This window comes from Priestia sp. P1_B12_1, assembly GCF_056406695.1.
The window spans coordinates 748,780-763,556 of the sequence record NZ_JBFTZR010000002.1; the positions used below are offsets into that span (position 1 = coordinate 748,780).

Genomic DNA, 14,777 nt, shown 5'->3' on the forward strand with positions numbered 1-14,777 from the left:
TCCATTTGGGACATTCTAAAAGCGTGTATGTTTGTTTGATTAGTAAAATGAATTTATACGGCTTAAATGAAAGGAAGAGGTGACTTAGATGGCTGCTAAAACTAAAAAAGCTATTATTGATGTATCAAAGCAACTTGATAAAATCGCTGAGCAGTACCAAACGTTCCAAATTCTTAATGAAGAGGGCGAAGTAGTAAATAAATCAGCGTTGCCAGATTTATCTGACGAAAAATTAAAAGAGTTAATGACTCGCATGGTATACACTCGTATTCTTGATCAACGTTCAATTTCATTGAACCGTCAAGGTCGTTTAGGTTTCTATGCACCAACTGCTGGGCAAGAAGCTTCTCAAATCGCTTCACATTTCGCATTAGAAAAAGAAGACTTCATTTTACCTGGGTACCGTGATGTGCCTCAGTTAATTTGGCATGGTCTTCCACTATATCAAGCGTTCTTATTCTCTCGTGGTCATTTCCACGGTAACCAAGCGCCAGAAGGTGTAGACGTACTTTCTCCACAAATCATCATCGGTGCACAAATCGTGCAAACTGCTGGTGTGGCACTAGGTCTTAAAAAACGCGGTAAAAAAGCAGTAGCGATCACTTATACAGGTGACGGCGGAGCTTCACAAGGTGACTTCTACGAAGGTATGAACTTCGCAGGTGCATTCAAAGCTCCAGCAATCTTTGTTGTACAAAACAACCGCTTTGCAATTTCAACACCAGTTGAAAAGCAATCTGCAGCACGTACAATCGCTCAAAAAGCAGCGGCTGTTGGTATCCCAGGCGTTCAGGTAGACGGTATGGATGCACTAGCAGTATACGTTGCAGTAAGCGAAGCTCGTGAGCGTGCAGTAAACGGTGAAGGTCCAACTTTAATTGAAACATTAACTTACCGTTATGGTCCACATACAATGGCTGGTGACGATCCAACTCGTTATCGTACAGCTGAGCTTGACACTGAGTGGGAAAAGAAAGATCCACTTGTTCGCTTCCGTAAATTCTTAGAAGCTAAAGGCATCTGGAATGAAGAAGAAGAAAATAAAGTAATCGAGCAAGCTAAAGAAGATATCAAACAAGCTATTAAGAAGGCTGACGATTATCCAAAACAAAAAGTTACAGATTTAATGGAAATCATGTACGAAACTATGCCTTCAAACTTACAAGAGCAATATGAAATCTACAAAGAGAAGGAGTCGAAGTAAGCCATGGCGCAAATGACAATGATTCAAGCGATTACTGATGCGTTACGCACAGAAATGAAAAACGACGAAAACGTATTAGTTTTTGGTGAAGACGTTGGCGTAAACGGTGGAGTATTCCGTGCGACTGAAGGTCTTCAACAAGAATTCGGCGAAGATCGCGTATTCGATACGCCATTAGCTGAATCTGGTATCGGTGGTCTTGCTGTAGGTCTATCGACTCAAGGTTTCCGTCCGGTTCCTGAAATTCAATTCTTTGGTTTCGTATACGAAGTACTTGATTCTGTATCAGGTCAAGCTGCACGTATGCGCTACCGTTCTGGCGGTCGCTGGAATGCACCAATCACATTCCGTTCACCATTTGGTGGAGGCGTTCATACACCAGAACTTCACGCTGATAGCTTAGAAGGTATCGTAGCATCTCAACCTGGTTTAAAAGTTGTAATCCCTTCAACTCCATACGATGCAAAAGGTCTTTTAATTTCATCAATTCGTGATAACGATCCGGTTGTATACTTAGAGCACATGAAGCTTTACCGTTCATTCCGTCAAGAAGTACCTGAAGAATCATACACAATTGATTTAGGTACAGCTGATGTGAAACGTGAAGGTACAGACGTAACGCTTATCGCTTACGGTGCAATGGTACACTCATCATTAAAAGCAGCTGAAGAACTAGAAAAAGAAGGTATCTCTGCTGAAGTAGTGGACTTACGTACAGTTCAACCTTTAGATATCGATACAATTCTTGCATCAGTTGAAAAAACTGGTCGCGTAGTAGTAGTTCAAGAAGCTCAAAAACAAGCTGGTATCGCAGCTAACGTTGTAGCTGAAATTAACGATCGTGCAATCTTAAGCTTAGAAGCACCAGTATTACGTGTAACAGCACCGGATACTGTGTTCCCATTCTCTCAAGCTGAGGGCGTATGGTTACCAGACCACAAAGATATCGTTGAAACAGCTAAGAAAGTACTTGAATTTTAATTAGCATTTTACTGTGATAGAAATCAGCTTTGTGCTGATTTCTGTCTTAGATAAAATAAACACTAACAAATTGAACGCAACTAAGTAGGAGGGTGAAGACACGTGGCATTTGAATTTAAACTGCCGGATATCGGTGAAGGTATCCACGAAGGTGAAATTGTAAAATGGTTCGTAAAAGCTGGAGATGAAATTGATGAGGATGATGTACTAGCAGAAGTACAAAATGACAAAGCTGTTGTTGAAATCCCATCTCCTGTAAAAGGTAAAGTATTAGAAGTAAAAGTTGACGAAGGTACAGTAGCTACTGTAGGACAAGTTATCGTTACTTTTGATGCTCCTGGATACGAAGACTTAAAATTCAAAGGTGACGATCATGATGATGCACCAGCAGAAGAAGCTAAAGAAGAAGCTTCAACTGAAGAAGTGACTGAAGAAGCAACAGCTCCTGCAGCACAAGCTGATGTTGATCCTAACCGTAAAGTAATTGCTATGCCTTCAGTGCGCAAATATGCTCGTGAAAAAGGTGTAGACATTAAAGCTGTTCCTGGTTCAGGTAAAAACGGACGTATTGTTAAAGATGATATCGATAGCTTCCTATCTGGTGGTTCTACAGCTACAGCAACTGCTGAAGCTCCAGCTAAAGAGGAAACTGCTTCAGCTGAACCAAAAGCAGCAGCAGCACAAGCTATTCCTGAAGGCGACCTACCAGAAACTCGCGAGAAAATGAGCGGTATCCGCCGTGCAATCGCAAAAGCTATGGTTAACTCTAAACACACTGCTCCACACGTAACATTAATGGATGAAATCGATGTAACAGCTCTTGTTGCTCATCGTAAAAAATTCAAAACAGTTGCAGCAGATCAAGGTATTAAATTAACATTCTTACCTTACGTGGTAAAAGCGTTAACTTCAGCACTTAAGAAGTTCCCAGCTCTTAACACTTCAATCGATGACTCTACAGATGAAGTAATTCAAAAACATTACTACAACATCGGTATCGCTGCTGACACTGAAAAAGGTCTTTTAGTACCAGTTGTGAAAAATGCTGATCGTAAATCTGTGTTCGAAATTTCTGATCAAATTAACGACCTTGCTGGAAAAGCACGTGATGGTAAATTAGCTCCTGCTGAAATGAAAGGCGCTTCTTGTACAATCACAAATATCGGTTCTGCTGGTGGACAATGGTTTACTCCAGTTATCAACCACCCAGAAGTTGCAATTCTAGGTATCGGACGTATCGCTGAAAAACCAGTTGTACGCGACGGTGAAATTGTAATTGCTCCAGTATTAGCATTATCACTAAGCTTTGACCACCGTATTATCGATGGCGCAACAGCTCAAAACGCTCTTAACCAAATCAAGCGTTTATTAAATGATCCAGAATTATTATTAATGGAGGCGTAATAAATGGTAGTAGGAGATTTCCCAATCGAAACTGATACTCTTGTCATTGGTGCTGGCCCTGGTGGCTACGTTGCAGCAATTCGTGCAGCTCAATTAGGTCAAAAAGTTACAATCGTAGAAAAAGGTACTCTTGGAGGCGTATGCTTAAACGTTGGTTGTATTCCTTCAAAAGCATTAATCGCTGCAGGTCACCGTTTTGAACATGCTAAACATTCTGAAGACATGGGGATTATCGCTGAGAACGTAACAGTTGATTTCTCTAAAGTTCAAGAATTCAAAAACGGCGTTGTAAACAAACTTACTGGCGGTGTTGAAGGCCTTCTTAAAGGTAACAAAGTTGACATCGTAAAAGGTGAAGCTTACTTCGTTGACAGCGAAACTGTACGTGTAATGGATGAAAATTCAGCACAAACGTACAAATTCAAAAATGCAATCCTTGCAACTGGTTCTCGTCCAATCGAGATCCCTGGATTCAAATTCTCTGAGCGCGTAATCAACTCTACAGGTGCATTAGCGCTTAAAGAAGTTCCTAAAAAATTAGTTGTAATCGGCGGAGGTTACATCGGTACTGAGCTTGGTACTGCTTTTGCTAACTTCGGTACAGAAGTTACATTTGTAGAAGCTGCTGATGAAATCTTAGCTGGTTTTGAAAAACAAATGAGTTCACTTGTTAAACGTAACCTTAAGAAAAAAGGAAACGTTGAAATCTATACAAAAGCAATGGCTAAAGGTGTTGAAGAAACTGCTGACGGCGTACAAGTTACGTTTGAAGTAGGCGGAGAGTCAAAAGTAATCGATGCTGACTACGTATTAGTTACTGTAGGTCGTCGTCCTAACACTGATGAGCTTGGTCTTGAGCAAGTTGGCGTTAAAATGACTGACCGTGGTCTTATCGAAATCGATAACCAAACTCGTACATCTGTAAGCAACATCTTTGCAATTGGTGATATCGTAACTGGGCCACCACTTGCACACAAAGCTTCTTACGAAGGTAAAATCGCAGCTGAAGTAATTGCTGGCGAACCTGCTGAAATTGACTACTTAGGAATTCCAGCAGTTGTATTCTCTGAGCCTGAGCTTGCATCTGTAGGTTATACTGAAGCACAAGCGAAAGAAGAAGGGTTAGCTGTTAAAGCTTCTAAATTCCCATTTGCTGCTAACGGACGTGCACTTGCACTTAACGCTGCAGAAGGCTTCTTGAAGCTTATCACTCGTAAAGAAGACGGAGTAGTTGTTGGTGCTCAAATCGCTGGACCTAGCGCATCTGATATGATTGCTGAGCTTGGTCTTGCTATCGAAGCTGGCGTAACAGCTGAAGATATCGCATTAACAATTCACGCTCACCCAACATTAGGTGAAATCACAATGGAAGCTGCTGAAGTAGCTATTGGAAGCCCAATTCACATTGTAAAATAATGTTTTTAAAAAGCTGATGCGTATGCATCAGCTTTTTTTTTGAAGAAAACGTTTTTCATAAAGTATCAGATGCTTGTCAGACAGTTTTTGTTGATGATGAGTAACTCCTTTAGAGGAAACGTGTAAAAAGCGCTGAGGCAGTCTTAAATGAGCTCTAGATGCATACATATGAAGTGGGACGTGCTTTCCTTATAGGTAGATAAAAAAATTGCTCTTTTGGATAACGAATGAAAAGGCGGCGAAGGAGCTATGAAGACGTATTTTGTTTGGAGCTTACACATTGTTATTTGGGTGGGTTATTCACTGGTTGAATTGCTATCAAAACGTGATCAGTTGACATCTAAAATTATTTTATTTTTAGTATTTGCTTATTTAGCTTACGGCATAGCAGAAATGAACGTCAAATCTAAAAGACTGGCGCTTATGATGACGGGTATGACTTCAGCTGTCTGCTTGACATGTTATCAACTAATTTTATTTTGTACAGCGTAAGATTGCATAAAAAAAGCGTTAGCTTATATAAGCTAACGCTTTTTTTGTCTTACACAGATTTCTTTTCTCTTTTTAATGCGCCTTCTTCTTTAAATGCTTTCATTAATGAGAAGACGGTTAGCACCAGCACAATTGAGAATGGAAGTGCTGCTATAATCGCAGCTGTTTGGAGCGCATCCAAACCACCTGTCCAAAGCAGAATGATTGCTGTTAACGATTGAATTAATCCCCACGTAAGTTTAATAGAGCCTGAAGGATTTAGATCACCATTTGTTGTCTGCATTCCTAAAACAAATGTAGCTGAGTCAGCTGATGTAATAAAGAACGTAGCAATTAAGCAAATAGCGACAATGGACATGAACGTACCAAATGGAAACTGTTCAAGTACATAGAATAAAGCAACTTCTGTTCCTTTATTGTTGATAACATCCATAACAGGAAGATCCTTAAAAAAGTCTAAGTAGACCCCAGAACCTCCGAATACAGCAAACCATAATCCACCAAATACGGTCGGAACAGCTAGTACACCAATTAAAAATTCTCGAATGGTTCTGCCTCGTGAAATACGAGCAATGAACGTACCAACGAACGGTGCCCAAGCGATCCACCATGCCCAGTAGAAAATTGTCCAATCTTGAACCCAGGTGCTGTCATCAAACGGGCTCAATCGAAAACTCATTGACGGCAAGTTTTGAATGTAGCTGCCAATGGTTGTAACGAATAAGTCCATAATAAAGTTGGTTGGACCTGCAAATAACAAGAACAACATTAGCAGAATAGCTAAAACAATATTAATGTTACTCAAATACTTAATACCTTTGTTCAGCCCCGTCTGTGCTGACAGCATGAACAAGAACGTCACGATAATAATAACAATTAATTGAGTCGTGAAATTATTATCAATACTTGGCGACAAGTAAGAGGCTCCACCGGTAATTTGAATAGCACCCAGTCCTAGAGATGTTGCTACCCCAAAAACAGTTGCAAATACGGCGATGACGTTTATGATCGTTCCAAGAGGTCCATCAACACGTTTGCCTAATAGTGGACGTAAAATATTACTGATGATGAACGGGTAACCTTTTCTAAATTGAAAATATGCAAGGGCCAGTGCAAGAACGGAATAAATAGCCCAAGGATGTAAGCCCCAGTGGAAAAACGAATAACGTAGAGCAGCGCGAGCTGATTCTGCTGTACCGCCTTCACCAGAAGGTGGAGTATGAAAATGATTGATTGGTTCTGAAACACCCCAGAATACAAGTCCAATCCCCATACCAGCACTAAATAACATGGCAAACCACGAGATATAACCATACTGAGGTTTTTCGTCAGGTTTACCTAGTTTAATATTTCCGTACTTTGAAAAAATTAAGTACAGCGTAAAAACTAAGAATAATGTAGCTGCTAATAAGTAGTACCAGCCAAATTTCTCGATGATAAAACTATGTATTGCCGATGTGACAGGTGTAAGCGCTGCGCTTCCTAGCACAGATTCTGGAATAACACCCCATACGATAAATACTGCAGCAATAATAACCGAAATGATAAAAACAGGAGTCAGTTTTTTCATCGATTATCGCTCCTTTCCTATTCTATTTTACATAACATAGTTTCTCATATAACCTTTTTAGGTATACATGAAACCATATGGTTATACATTCTAGTAAAGTTTGCATGAAATGTCTACCCTATTAGTAAGAAAAAACGGCAAGAGCTCCAATTCTTATTTTTCGTAATTATTTTAAAGTGCGGAAATAGATGTGAAAGTAGACATTGTTTTTTCATATGAATAGAGATGATGCTAAGCATTCAGATTTTTGAAAACAAATATAACATTTATGAGAAAAATATTTTTAATGTGACATACTAATTAGTTGTTGACATATTTAATGTGACATAATAATATAATATCAAGAGTTGTAAAACGCTTACAAAAAAAGACGGTTAAAGGGGAGTTTACACAATGGGAACAATCGTATGTCAAACATGTAACTGCACAATTGATCATTTCGAAGATGAGAAAGTGACGCGATTATACTCAACATGTAAAAGCGGAGAATGTCAAAAAGCAGATGAAGATTTAGATTAATTCAATAAAAAAAAGGTGCGGAACTTCGCACCTTTTTTTTATTGAATTGCTTTATGCTCTTTAATGACACGAAATGTTTTTAATTCAAAGTCTTCCGGACCCTGCACGGGTAAACCTGCCTCTAAGTTCGTTTCAATATAGGTTAAATTTTCCTCAGTGATGATTTCCCCAGGAATAAAAATAGGAATACCAGGAGGGTAGACCATCACAAATTCCGCAATAATACGGCCTGCCGATTCATGAAAAGGTACCACTTCGGTTTCAGCGTAAAAAGCATCGCGAGGTGTTAAAGCCAATACAGGAATATCAGGCAATAAAATAGCGGGTTTTGCCGTTGTCTCAGAAAGATTATGGAATTTTGCAGATAGCTCACGCAGAGCTGTGACCAGACGTGACAGATCTTCTTCTGTATCTCCAGGCGTGATAATACATAAGATATTATAAAGGTCAGACATTTCAACTTCGATATTATGAGCTTCACGCATCCATTTTTCTACGTCATAGCCCGTAATTCCTAAATCTGAAACAGAAATAATTAGCTTAGTAGGGTCTAAATCATACGTAGCTTTTGTCCCTAAAATTTCTCTGCCTATACATCGGATATGCTCAATTGTATTAATTTCTTTTCGTGCTTTTTCAGCAAGAGAAATTGCACGTTCAGCCAGCTCTTTCCCTTCTGTAGCTAAACGTTTTCGTGCAACATCTAAAGAAGCCAGCAGCAGATAAGATGTTGATGTTGTTGTCAGCATGCTTAAAATAGACTGTACACGTTTTGGAGAAATTAAGCCTTCGCGTATGTTTAGAATTGAACTTTGCGTCATAGAGCCACCTAATTTATGCACGCTTGTTGCTGCCATATCTGCACCGGCCTGCATAGCAGACAGAGGCAAATCATCATGGAAGTGAATATGAACGCCGTGAGCTTCATCAACAAGTACAGGTACTTGATACGAGTGGGCAATTTCTACGATTTTACGAAGGTCTCCCGAAATTCCAAAGTAAGTTGGATTGATAACAAGCACTGCTTTTGCTTCAGGGTGCTGCTTCAAGGCTTTTTCTACAGAGTCCGATGTGATACCGTGAGAAATGCCAAGCTTTTCGTCAATTTCAGGATGAATAAAAATAGGCGTAGCTCCTGAAAAAACAATCGCACTCATAACAGATTTATGCACGTTTCTAGGAACGATAATTTTATCTCCAGGCCCACATGTCGCCATAACCATTGCCATAATTGCTCCGCTCGTTCCTTGAACAGAGAAAAAAGTATGGTCAGCACCAAATGCTTCTGCAGCTAAATCCTGTGCTTGTTTGATAATGCCTTTTGGCTGGTGAAGGTCATCAAGAGGACCGATATTAATTAAATCAATGGATAAAGCATCATCGCCAATAAATGAGCGGAATTCAGGATCCATTCCATTTCCTTTTTTATGTCCAGGGATATGGAATTGTGTTGGATTTTTCTTAGCGTGATTAACCAATCCAGTAAATAATGGAGTTGAAAATTGAGAAGACAACTTTGCTATACACCTCTTTTATCATAAATTGTCAGTCCCTCTAAGCAAAGCTTAGAGGGACTTTGATTGTTTTTTTATCAAATTACAGCATTCAATTTTATATACCCAAAACTAGTGGCTGTTGAATTCTACATATTAAAATATCGGATCTTTTTTCTATAAAAGAAATTCAACAGAAATTCTACTCGGCAGTTTTCTTGATTTTAACCATTATATAAATGAATGAAACGTGTATGTTTACTACTGTTTGATAATATAAATACAATTTTTAGTTAAAAAAATACAAGTAATTGTAAACTGCTTATTACTCATTATTTTATAGTTCTTTATGTTTTGAAAATCCCCATAAAACAAAAGAATTATAGCACTTATTAACCCATTTGCAAAGATATTTTAAAGAGAAAATAAAAAGAAAAAAAAGGAGAAATTCTTTTGTGTGAAAAGAGAATAAATTTTGTGTACATTATAGATTGTGATAGAGTTAAGAATATAGATATACATAGATTGAAGAAATAAATGGAGTGATGAGAAGTGGAATATCAATACCCTATCTCCCTTGATTGGAGTACAGAAGAAATTATTGATGTAGTGAAGTTTTTTGAAAGCATTGAACGCGCTTATGAAAAAGGTATTGAGCGTGATCATCTAATGGCAGTCTATCGCCGATTTAAAGAAATTGTGCCAAGTAAAGCAGAAGAAAAAACAATCTGTAACGATTTTGAAGACCAAAGCAAATACTCTTCTTATCGAACGATTCAAAAAGCAAAGGCTGCTTCTTCTGGAGACATCATAAAAATGTAAAAAATGGAGCCAAGCTTGGCTCCATTTTTTTTATATCAATTCGTTAAAATTATGCATATGCTTTTTTAGTTAGTTCATATAATGGAGTTACCGTATGAAATGTTTGTTCAATACGAGCTATCCATTCTTCGCCGTTCATTGCAATCGCTTCTTCTTTTGGAATCGTAATGCCGCATAGGATCTCAGCTTTTTTAACCGTCTCTAGACGTTCAAACAAACTCTCTAAGTCTTCAGAAGATAAGTCGCCCATTTTTTCACTATCAGGTTTTGTATGATCTTTCGACCAAACAAACGAGGCTGGGATGTGTTGACGAATCTCCTCAATGTTTTGTTTTAGCAGCTTTCCAAATTGTTCTTTAATAGGTGATTCGTAAATGACGGCGAACCACACAAAGACGTGTGTTTCCCAAAGGCCAACTTGAAAATGAGGGAGCTTTTTATACCCGCGTTTACTATTAGCAAAGGCTACCCACGTATCTGCTGGCGGGTTAACTGTTCTTCGTGCATGTTTGGCAATGTGTATGAACATTTCATCTCCACAAAGTGAAGAAAGAGTAGGAGCAAAATGATTGCTCAATTGTTCGAATTTTGGGCGTATCGTTGTCTTGATGGCTTCCATACGTGTATCAAGTCCCTCGATACGGAATACGTTAAAGTCATCTTGTGAAAATCCTGAGAATGCCATGTGAAACCTCCGTTTTTTAGTGAATATGTATAGCTGCTGTGCATCTATGCAAGTAAGTATGATTTACGCGAAGATTCTACCACATGAAAAGCATAAACACCAATTAATTCGCATATGCTTGTCAAAACGTGTCTATCATTTTTTTATAGGTAATCACACAATTTAGTTACATGAGATTAGGTTTCGACATAGACTATATCAATCAAAATATCTGAAAATTTAGTTTTCTATAAGCGGGTTCAATAATTTGAGAGGGGTGTTTGAAGAATGAAACAAGTGGTGAATATGTATAAGAAGAATGATGGACAAAAAAGATTAGGTGTAATTCGTTTGGAGTTAGATTACGAGTTAGCGACATTATATGAAGCCATGATGGAGAATAATGAGGAACAAAAACAAAAATGTAAGCGAAAGCTCGAGAAACTTCGTGAAGAAATGATATCTCTTCAGTAGCAGATACGGGAATAAAATAGAACAAATAAGGGTAAACTGTAAAAAAGGATTAAACTGAATGAGCAGATTCATAAGTGGTAACAGAGCACGTGGGAGAAGAAGCGGCAGTTCTTCTCCCACGTGCTCTGTTAATTGACATCTTGCAGAGGTTTTTTTAAGCTTAAATAAGAGACGTATTTTTGAGGGGGAATTGAGATGACGCAACGCTGGAAAGAAATCGATACATACGTTAAAGAGTGGCTAAAAGAAGCTGGACAAAAAATTCAACAGTCGTTTAGTAAAGAACTTCTCATTCAAACGAAATCGAATCCAAATGATTTAGTAACAAATATGGATAAAGAAATTGAACAGTTTTTTATCTCAAAAATCAATGAAACCTTTCCGGAACATCATATTCTCGGAGAAGAAGGATATGGAGAAGAGCTTGAATCAGAAGAAGGAACGATTTGGATTATCGATCCAATCGACGGTACGATGAACTTTGTTCATCAGCAGCGAAATTTTGCTATTTCCATCGGTATATTTGAAAATGGTGTAGGACAAGCAGGTTATATTTATGATGTTATTCATAATGAGTTGTATCATGCTTTAAAAGGACAGGGCGCGTTTATGAATGATATCCAATTGCCGAAACTTGAACCTGTACCAGTTGAACAAGCTATTATTAGCCTAAATGCAACATGGGTGACGGAGAACCGCCGTATTGATCCTTCCGTATTAAGTCCGCTTGTGCGTAAAGTAAGAGGGACCCGTTCATATGGATCCGCAGCTATTGAGCTTGCTTACGTAGCGGCTGGACGCTTGGATGGATACATTACTTTACGTTTGGCTCCATGGGACTTTGCTGCCGGTAAAGTATTGATTGAAGAAGTTGGAGGAGTTATGACGGATTTAGAAGGAAAGCCGTTAGAGATTCTTGAAAAAAGCAGTGTATTTGTAAGCAAACCAACATTACATGACGAAATCTTTCGTACGTACCTTGAAGGAAAGTGGAATAAATAAAATAGAAGTGAAGACTTACGTGTAGTCAAAGAATTTTGTGATGAAAAAACGTCATGAACCATTTTGATGTTGCAAATGGCCATGACGCTTTCAATCATCGCAAAAAAATTACAGCTGCCCTTTTTCTCGCATTTTTTTCTTAGTCGTAAAGCCAAGGCCCATTACAACAATTAAAGCTGCGATAGCTAAAATGACCCCGAGAGCGCTTCCTTCTCCGATAAATATGCCGATTGACATAATTGCTGCAGTTGCGATAAATGCATATAAAACAAATACCCACTTAATGTTTCTCATGTTGATTCCTCCCATTTATAACGGATATTTATAGTGTACAACAAAATCATTCTGCAATTCTAGAGTTAGTGTGATATAATAGCTTAGTTATTACAAGCATAGGAGTGAAATGCGTGAACATTCGTAAAGATTTACGTAATATTGCCATTATTGCCCATGTAGACCATGGGAAAACAACGTTAGTAGATAAATTATTACATCAGTCCGGAACATTCCGTACTAATGAGCATGTTGAAGAACGTGCGATGGATTCAAATGACCTTGAGCGTGAGCGTGGAATTACAATTTTAGCGAAAAACACAGCTATTAATTATAAAGATACGCGTATCAACATTATGGATACGCCGGGACATGCTGACTTCGGTGGAGAAGTTGAGCGTATTATGAAAATGGTAGACGGTGTTCTACTTGTAGTAGATGCATACGAAGGATGTATGCCTCAAACTCGCTTTGTATTGAAAAAAGCATTAGAGCAAAACTTAACGCCGATTGTTGTTGTTAACAAAATTGACCGTGACTTTGCTCGTCCAACTGAAGTAGTTGATGAAGTAATTGACTTATTTATTGAACTAGGTGCAAGCGAGGAACAAATTGAGTTCCCTGTTGTTTATGCTTCAGCAATCAACGGAACAGCTAGCACGAATCCTGAAAAGCAAGATGAGAACATGTCATCTCTATTTGACTCAATCATCGAGCACATTCCAGCACCAGTAGACAACAGCGATGAACCACTTCAATTCCAAGTGGCAATGCTTGACTACAATGACTATCTTGGTCGTATCGGTGTAGGCCGCGTATTCCGCGGAACAATGAAAGTAGGCCAGCAAGTTGCATTAATGAAGCTTGACGGTACGGTAAAACAATTCCGTGTAACAAAATTATTCGGTTTCCTAGGCTTAAAGCGTGTTGAAATCGAAGAAGCAAAAGCAGGAGACCTGATCGCTGTATCAGGAATGGAAGACATCAACGTAGGTGAAACAGTATGTCCGTTTGACCACCAAGATGCACTGCCAATTTTACGTATTGATGAACCTACTTTACAAATGACGTTCTTAGTAAACAATTCACCGTTTGCTGGTCGTGAAGGTAAATTTGTTACATCTCGTAAAATTGAAGAGCGCTTAATGTCTGAACTTGAGACGGATGTAAGTTTACGCGTGGAAAATACTGATTCACCGGATGTATGGGTTGTTTCAGGACGTGGAGAACTTCATTTATCTATTTTAATTGAAAACATGCGTCGTGAAGGATATGAGATTCAAGTATCAAAACCTGAAGTAATCGTTCGTGAAATTGATGGCGTTCGCTGTGAGCCAGTTGAACGTGTGCAAATCGACGTGCCTGAAGAACATACGGGTTCTATTATGGAATCAATGGGTGCTCGTAAAGGTGAAATGGTTGATATGATTAACAACGGCAGCGGTCAAGTTCGTCTGATCTTTATGGTTCCTGCACGTGGTTTAATCGGTTATACAACTGAGTTCTTATCGTTAACTCGTGGATTCGGTATCATTAACCATTCATTTGATAGCTACCAACCAATGCAGCAAGGTCAAGTTGGAGGTCGCCGTCAAGGTGTGCTTGTTTCTATGGAAAGCGGTAAATCATCTACTTATGGAATTCAAGGCGTAGAAGACCGCGGTACAATTTTCGTTGAGCCAGGTACAGAAGTATACGAAGGTATGATCGTAGGAGAACACACTCGTGAAAATGATATCGTTGTTAACATCTGTAAAATGAAGCAAATGACGAATATGCGTTCTGCTAATAAAGATCAAACAACAGGTATGAAAAAACCTCGTATTATGTCTTTAGAGCAATCACTTGAATATTTAAACGAAGATGAATATTGTGAAATCACACCAGAATCTATTCGTCTACGTAAAAAAGTTCTTGATAAAAATGAACGTGAAAAAGCAGCGAAAAAGAAAAAATACGCTGACACGAAATAATAAAAAAAGTAAGTCGTTAGCTCTATTTGCTAGCGGCTTGTTTTTTATCTATTATATCAGAATTTTCTATTTTTTGAAAGCGTTTTATAAAGAAGGAATTTGGAAAGGAAAAAGGTGGCTTATATCGAATAATGTAAAGTAAGGAATAGGGGGAAGAAATATGGATGTAAAAGAACACCTTTCATTTTTTGCAGCTTTGTATCAAGTAGATGAACATGCAAAAATAGGAATGTGGCTGTTATACTTTACCATTTTAGGGCTATCTGTTCTCGTGTACAAACTCGGGTTTGCAAAGAAGCTGCCGCTTTTAAAATCTGTGGTTATTTATCTGTTTTTAGCTTTTGGATGTACGATATTAACGTTTTTAGGCATTTTTTTACCTGTAGCTGAAGGGCTTGTGGTTGCAGCGCTTGTGTTGATTATTTATAAAATACGGCTGTATCAGGCTAAGAAGCAAAACTCCACGTTGGGTTCATAAAACTACATAAAA

15 protein-coding genes are annotated in these 14,777 nt (G+C 38.5%); 11 read left to right on the plus strand and 4 right to left on the minus strand.

Features of this window, described 5'->3' with window-relative positions; all coding sequences use genetic code 11:
- Positions 1 to 88 precede the first annotated feature (88 nt).
- From pdhA to AC1D0Y_RS09270, 5 genes are all read left to right on the plus strand, one after another.
- Entirely contained in the window at positions 89 to 1,204 is a 1,116-nt protein-coding gene (gene pdhA, locus AC1D0Y_RS09250; protein ID WP_013056054.1) for a pyruvate dehydrogenase (acetyl-transferring) E1 component subunit alpha, read from the plus strand.
- Between the two features lie 3 nt (positions 1,205 to 1,207).
- A complete protein-coding gene (locus AC1D0Y_RS09255) occupies positions 1,208 to 2,185 on the plus strand; it encodes an alpha-ketoacid dehydrogenase subunit beta (protein WP_013056055.1) in 978 nt (325 codons plus the stop codon).
- Positions 2,186 to 2,287: 102 nt separating this feature from the next.
- Positions 2,288 to 3,589 (plus strand): dihydrolipoamide acetyltransferase family protein, encoded by a 1,302-nt coding sequence (locus AC1D0Y_RS09260; protein ID WP_028407941.1) that lies wholly within the window; start codon positions 2,288 to 2,290, stop codon positions 3,587 to 3,589.
- 3 nt (positions 3,590 to 3,592) lie between these two features.
- Positions 3,593 to 5,005: a dihydrolipoyl dehydrogenase gene (gene lpdA / locus AC1D0Y_RS09265; protein ID WP_028407942.1), complete on the plus strand. Its 1,413-nt coding sequence runs from the start codon at positions 3,593 to 3,595 to the stop codon at positions 5,003 to 5,005.
- A 249-nt stretch (positions 5,006 to 5,254) separates the two neighbouring features.
- Positions 5,255 to 5,497, plus strand: coding sequence for a hypothetical protein (locus AC1D0Y_RS09270; RefSeq protein ID WP_028407943.1), 243 nt, complete (start codon positions 5,255 to 5,257; stop codon positions 5,495 to 5,497).
- A 49-nt stretch (positions 5,498 to 5,546) separates the two neighbouring features.
- Here AC1D0Y_RS09270 and AC1D0Y_RS09275 read toward each other — a convergent pair whose 3' ends face one another.
- On the minus strand, positions 5,547 to 7,067 hold the full coding sequence (locus tag AC1D0Y_RS09275) for a glycine betaine uptake BCCT transporter (RefSeq protein WP_028407944.1): 1,521 nt from the start codon (positions 7,065 to 7,067) through the stop codon (positions 5,547 to 5,549).
- A gap of 393 nt (positions 7,068 to 7,460) precedes the next feature.
- Between AC1D0Y_RS09275 and AC1D0Y_RS09280 the strand changes: the two genes are divergently transcribed.
- Positions 7,461 to 7,586, plus strand: coding sequence for a GapA-binding peptide SR1P (locus AC1D0Y_RS09280; RefSeq protein ID WP_013056059.1), 126 nt, complete (start codon positions 7,461 to 7,463; stop codon positions 7,584 to 7,586).
- 38 nt (positions 7,587 to 7,624) lie between these two features.
- Here AC1D0Y_RS09280 and AC1D0Y_RS09285 read toward each other — a convergent pair whose 3' ends face one another.
- Complete coding sequence (locus tag AC1D0Y_RS09285; protein WP_028407945.1) at positions 7,625 to 9,100, minus strand: aminotransferase class I/II-fold pyridoxal phosphate-dependent enzyme; 1,476 nt, start codon at positions 9,098 to 9,100, stop codon at positions 7,625 to 7,627.
- Between the two features lie 531 nt (positions 9,101 to 9,631).
- On the opposite strand from AC1D0Y_RS09285, the gene AC1D0Y_RS09290 reads away from it, so the two are divergent.
- Positions 9,632 to 9,901, plus strand: coding sequence for a UPF0223 family protein (locus tag AC1D0Y_RS09290; RefSeq protein ID WP_013056061.1), 270 nt, complete (start codon positions 9,632 to 9,634; stop codon positions 9,899 to 9,901).
- A gap of 49 nt (positions 9,902 to 9,950) precedes the next feature.
- Here AC1D0Y_RS09290 and AC1D0Y_RS09295 read toward each other — a convergent pair whose 3' ends face one another.
- On the minus strand, positions 9,951 to 10,586 hold the full coding sequence (locus tag AC1D0Y_RS09295) for a YktB family protein (RefSeq protein ID WP_328240914.1): 636 nt from the start codon (positions 10,584 to 10,586) through the stop codon (positions 9,951 to 9,953).
- Between the two features lie 267 nt (positions 10,587 to 10,853).
- On the opposite strand from AC1D0Y_RS09295, the gene AC1D0Y_RS09300 reads away from it, so the two are divergent.
- The gene (locus AC1D0Y_RS09300; RefSeq protein ID WP_013056063.1) at positions 10,854 to 11,039 is read left to right on the plus strand and encodes a hypothetical protein; all 186 of its coding nucleotides are present in this window, start codon (positions 10,854 to 10,856) and stop codon (positions 11,037 to 11,039) included.
- A gap of 195 nt (positions 11,040 to 11,234) precedes the next feature.
- A complete protein-coding gene (locus tag AC1D0Y_RS09305; protein ID WP_016763440.1) occupies positions 11,235 to 12,041 on the plus strand; it encodes an inositol monophosphatase family protein in 807 nt (268 codons plus the stop codon).
- A 108-nt stretch (positions 12,042 to 12,149) separates the two neighbouring features.
- Here the strand turns inward: AC1D0Y_RS09305 and AC1D0Y_RS09310 are convergent, their stop codons facing one another.
- On the minus strand, positions 12,150 to 12,335 hold the full coding sequence (locus tag AC1D0Y_RS09310) for a YlaF family protein (RefSeq protein WP_016763441.1): 186 nt from the start codon (positions 12,333 to 12,335) through the stop codon (positions 12,150 to 12,152).
- A gap of 113 nt (positions 12,336 to 12,448) precedes the next feature.
- On the opposite strand from AC1D0Y_RS09310, the gene typA reads away from it, so the two are divergent.
- Both typA and AC1D0Y_RS09320 read left to right on the plus strand, forming a co-directional pair.
- Positions 12,449 to 14,287, plus strand: a complete 1,839-nt coding sequence (typA, locus tag AC1D0Y_RS09315; RefSeq protein ID WP_028407947.1) for a translational GTPase TypA — start codon at positions 12,449 to 12,451, stop codon at positions 14,285 to 14,287.
- A gap of 160 nt (positions 14,288 to 14,447) precedes the next feature.
- Positions 14,448 to 14,765 (plus strand): YlaH-like family protein, encoded by a 318-nt coding sequence (locus AC1D0Y_RS09320; RefSeq protein ID WP_013056067.1) that lies wholly within the window; start codon positions 14,448 to 14,450, stop codon positions 14,763 to 14,765.
- Positions 14,766 to 14,777: the final 12 nt, after the last annotated feature.

Bases quoted from the DNA above. Each gene is read 5' to 3' on its own strand.
- pdhA (WP_013056054.1), top strand. From the start codon at position 89: ATGGCTGCTAAAACTAAAAAAGCTATTATTGATGTATCAAAGCAACTT.
- AC1D0Y_RS09255 (WP_013056055.1), top strand. From the start codon at position 1,208: ATGGCGCAAATGACAATGATTCAAGCGATTACTGATGCGTTACGCACA.
- lpdA (WP_028407942.1), top strand. From the start codon at position 3,593: ATGGTAGTAGGAGATTTCCCAATCGAAACTGATACTCTTGTCATTGGT.
- AC1D0Y_RS09270 (WP_028407943.1), top strand. From the start codon at position 5,255: ATGAAGACGTATTTTGTTTGGAGCTTACACATTGTTATTTGGGTGGGT.
- AC1D0Y_RS09275 (WP_028407944.1), bottom strand. From the start codon at position 7,067: ATGAAAAAACTGACTCCTGTTTTTATCATTTCGGTTATTATTGCTGCA.
- AC1D0Y_RS09280 (WP_013056059.1), top strand. From the start codon at position 7,461: ATGGGAACAATCGTATGTCAAACATGTAACTGCACAATTGATCATTTC.
- AC1D0Y_RS09295 (WP_328240914.1), bottom strand. From the start codon at position 10,586: ATGGCATTCTCAGGATTTTCACAAGATGACTTTAACGTATTCCGTATC.
- AC1D0Y_RS09300 (WP_013056063.1), top strand. From the start codon at position 10,854: ATGAAACAAGTGGTGAATATGTATAAGAAGAATGATGGACAAAAAAGA.
- AC1D0Y_RS09305 (WP_016763440.1), top strand. From the start codon at position 11,235: ATGACGCAACGCTGGAAAGAAATCGATACATACGTTAAAGAGTGGCTA.
- AC1D0Y_RS09310 (WP_016763441.1), bottom strand. From the start codon at position 12,335: ATGAGAAACATTAAGTGGGTATTTGTTTTATATGCATTTATCGCAACT.
- AC1D0Y_RS09320 (WP_013056067.1), top strand. From the start codon at position 14,448: ATGGATGTAAAAGAACACCTTTCATTTTTTGCAGCTTTGTATCAAGTA.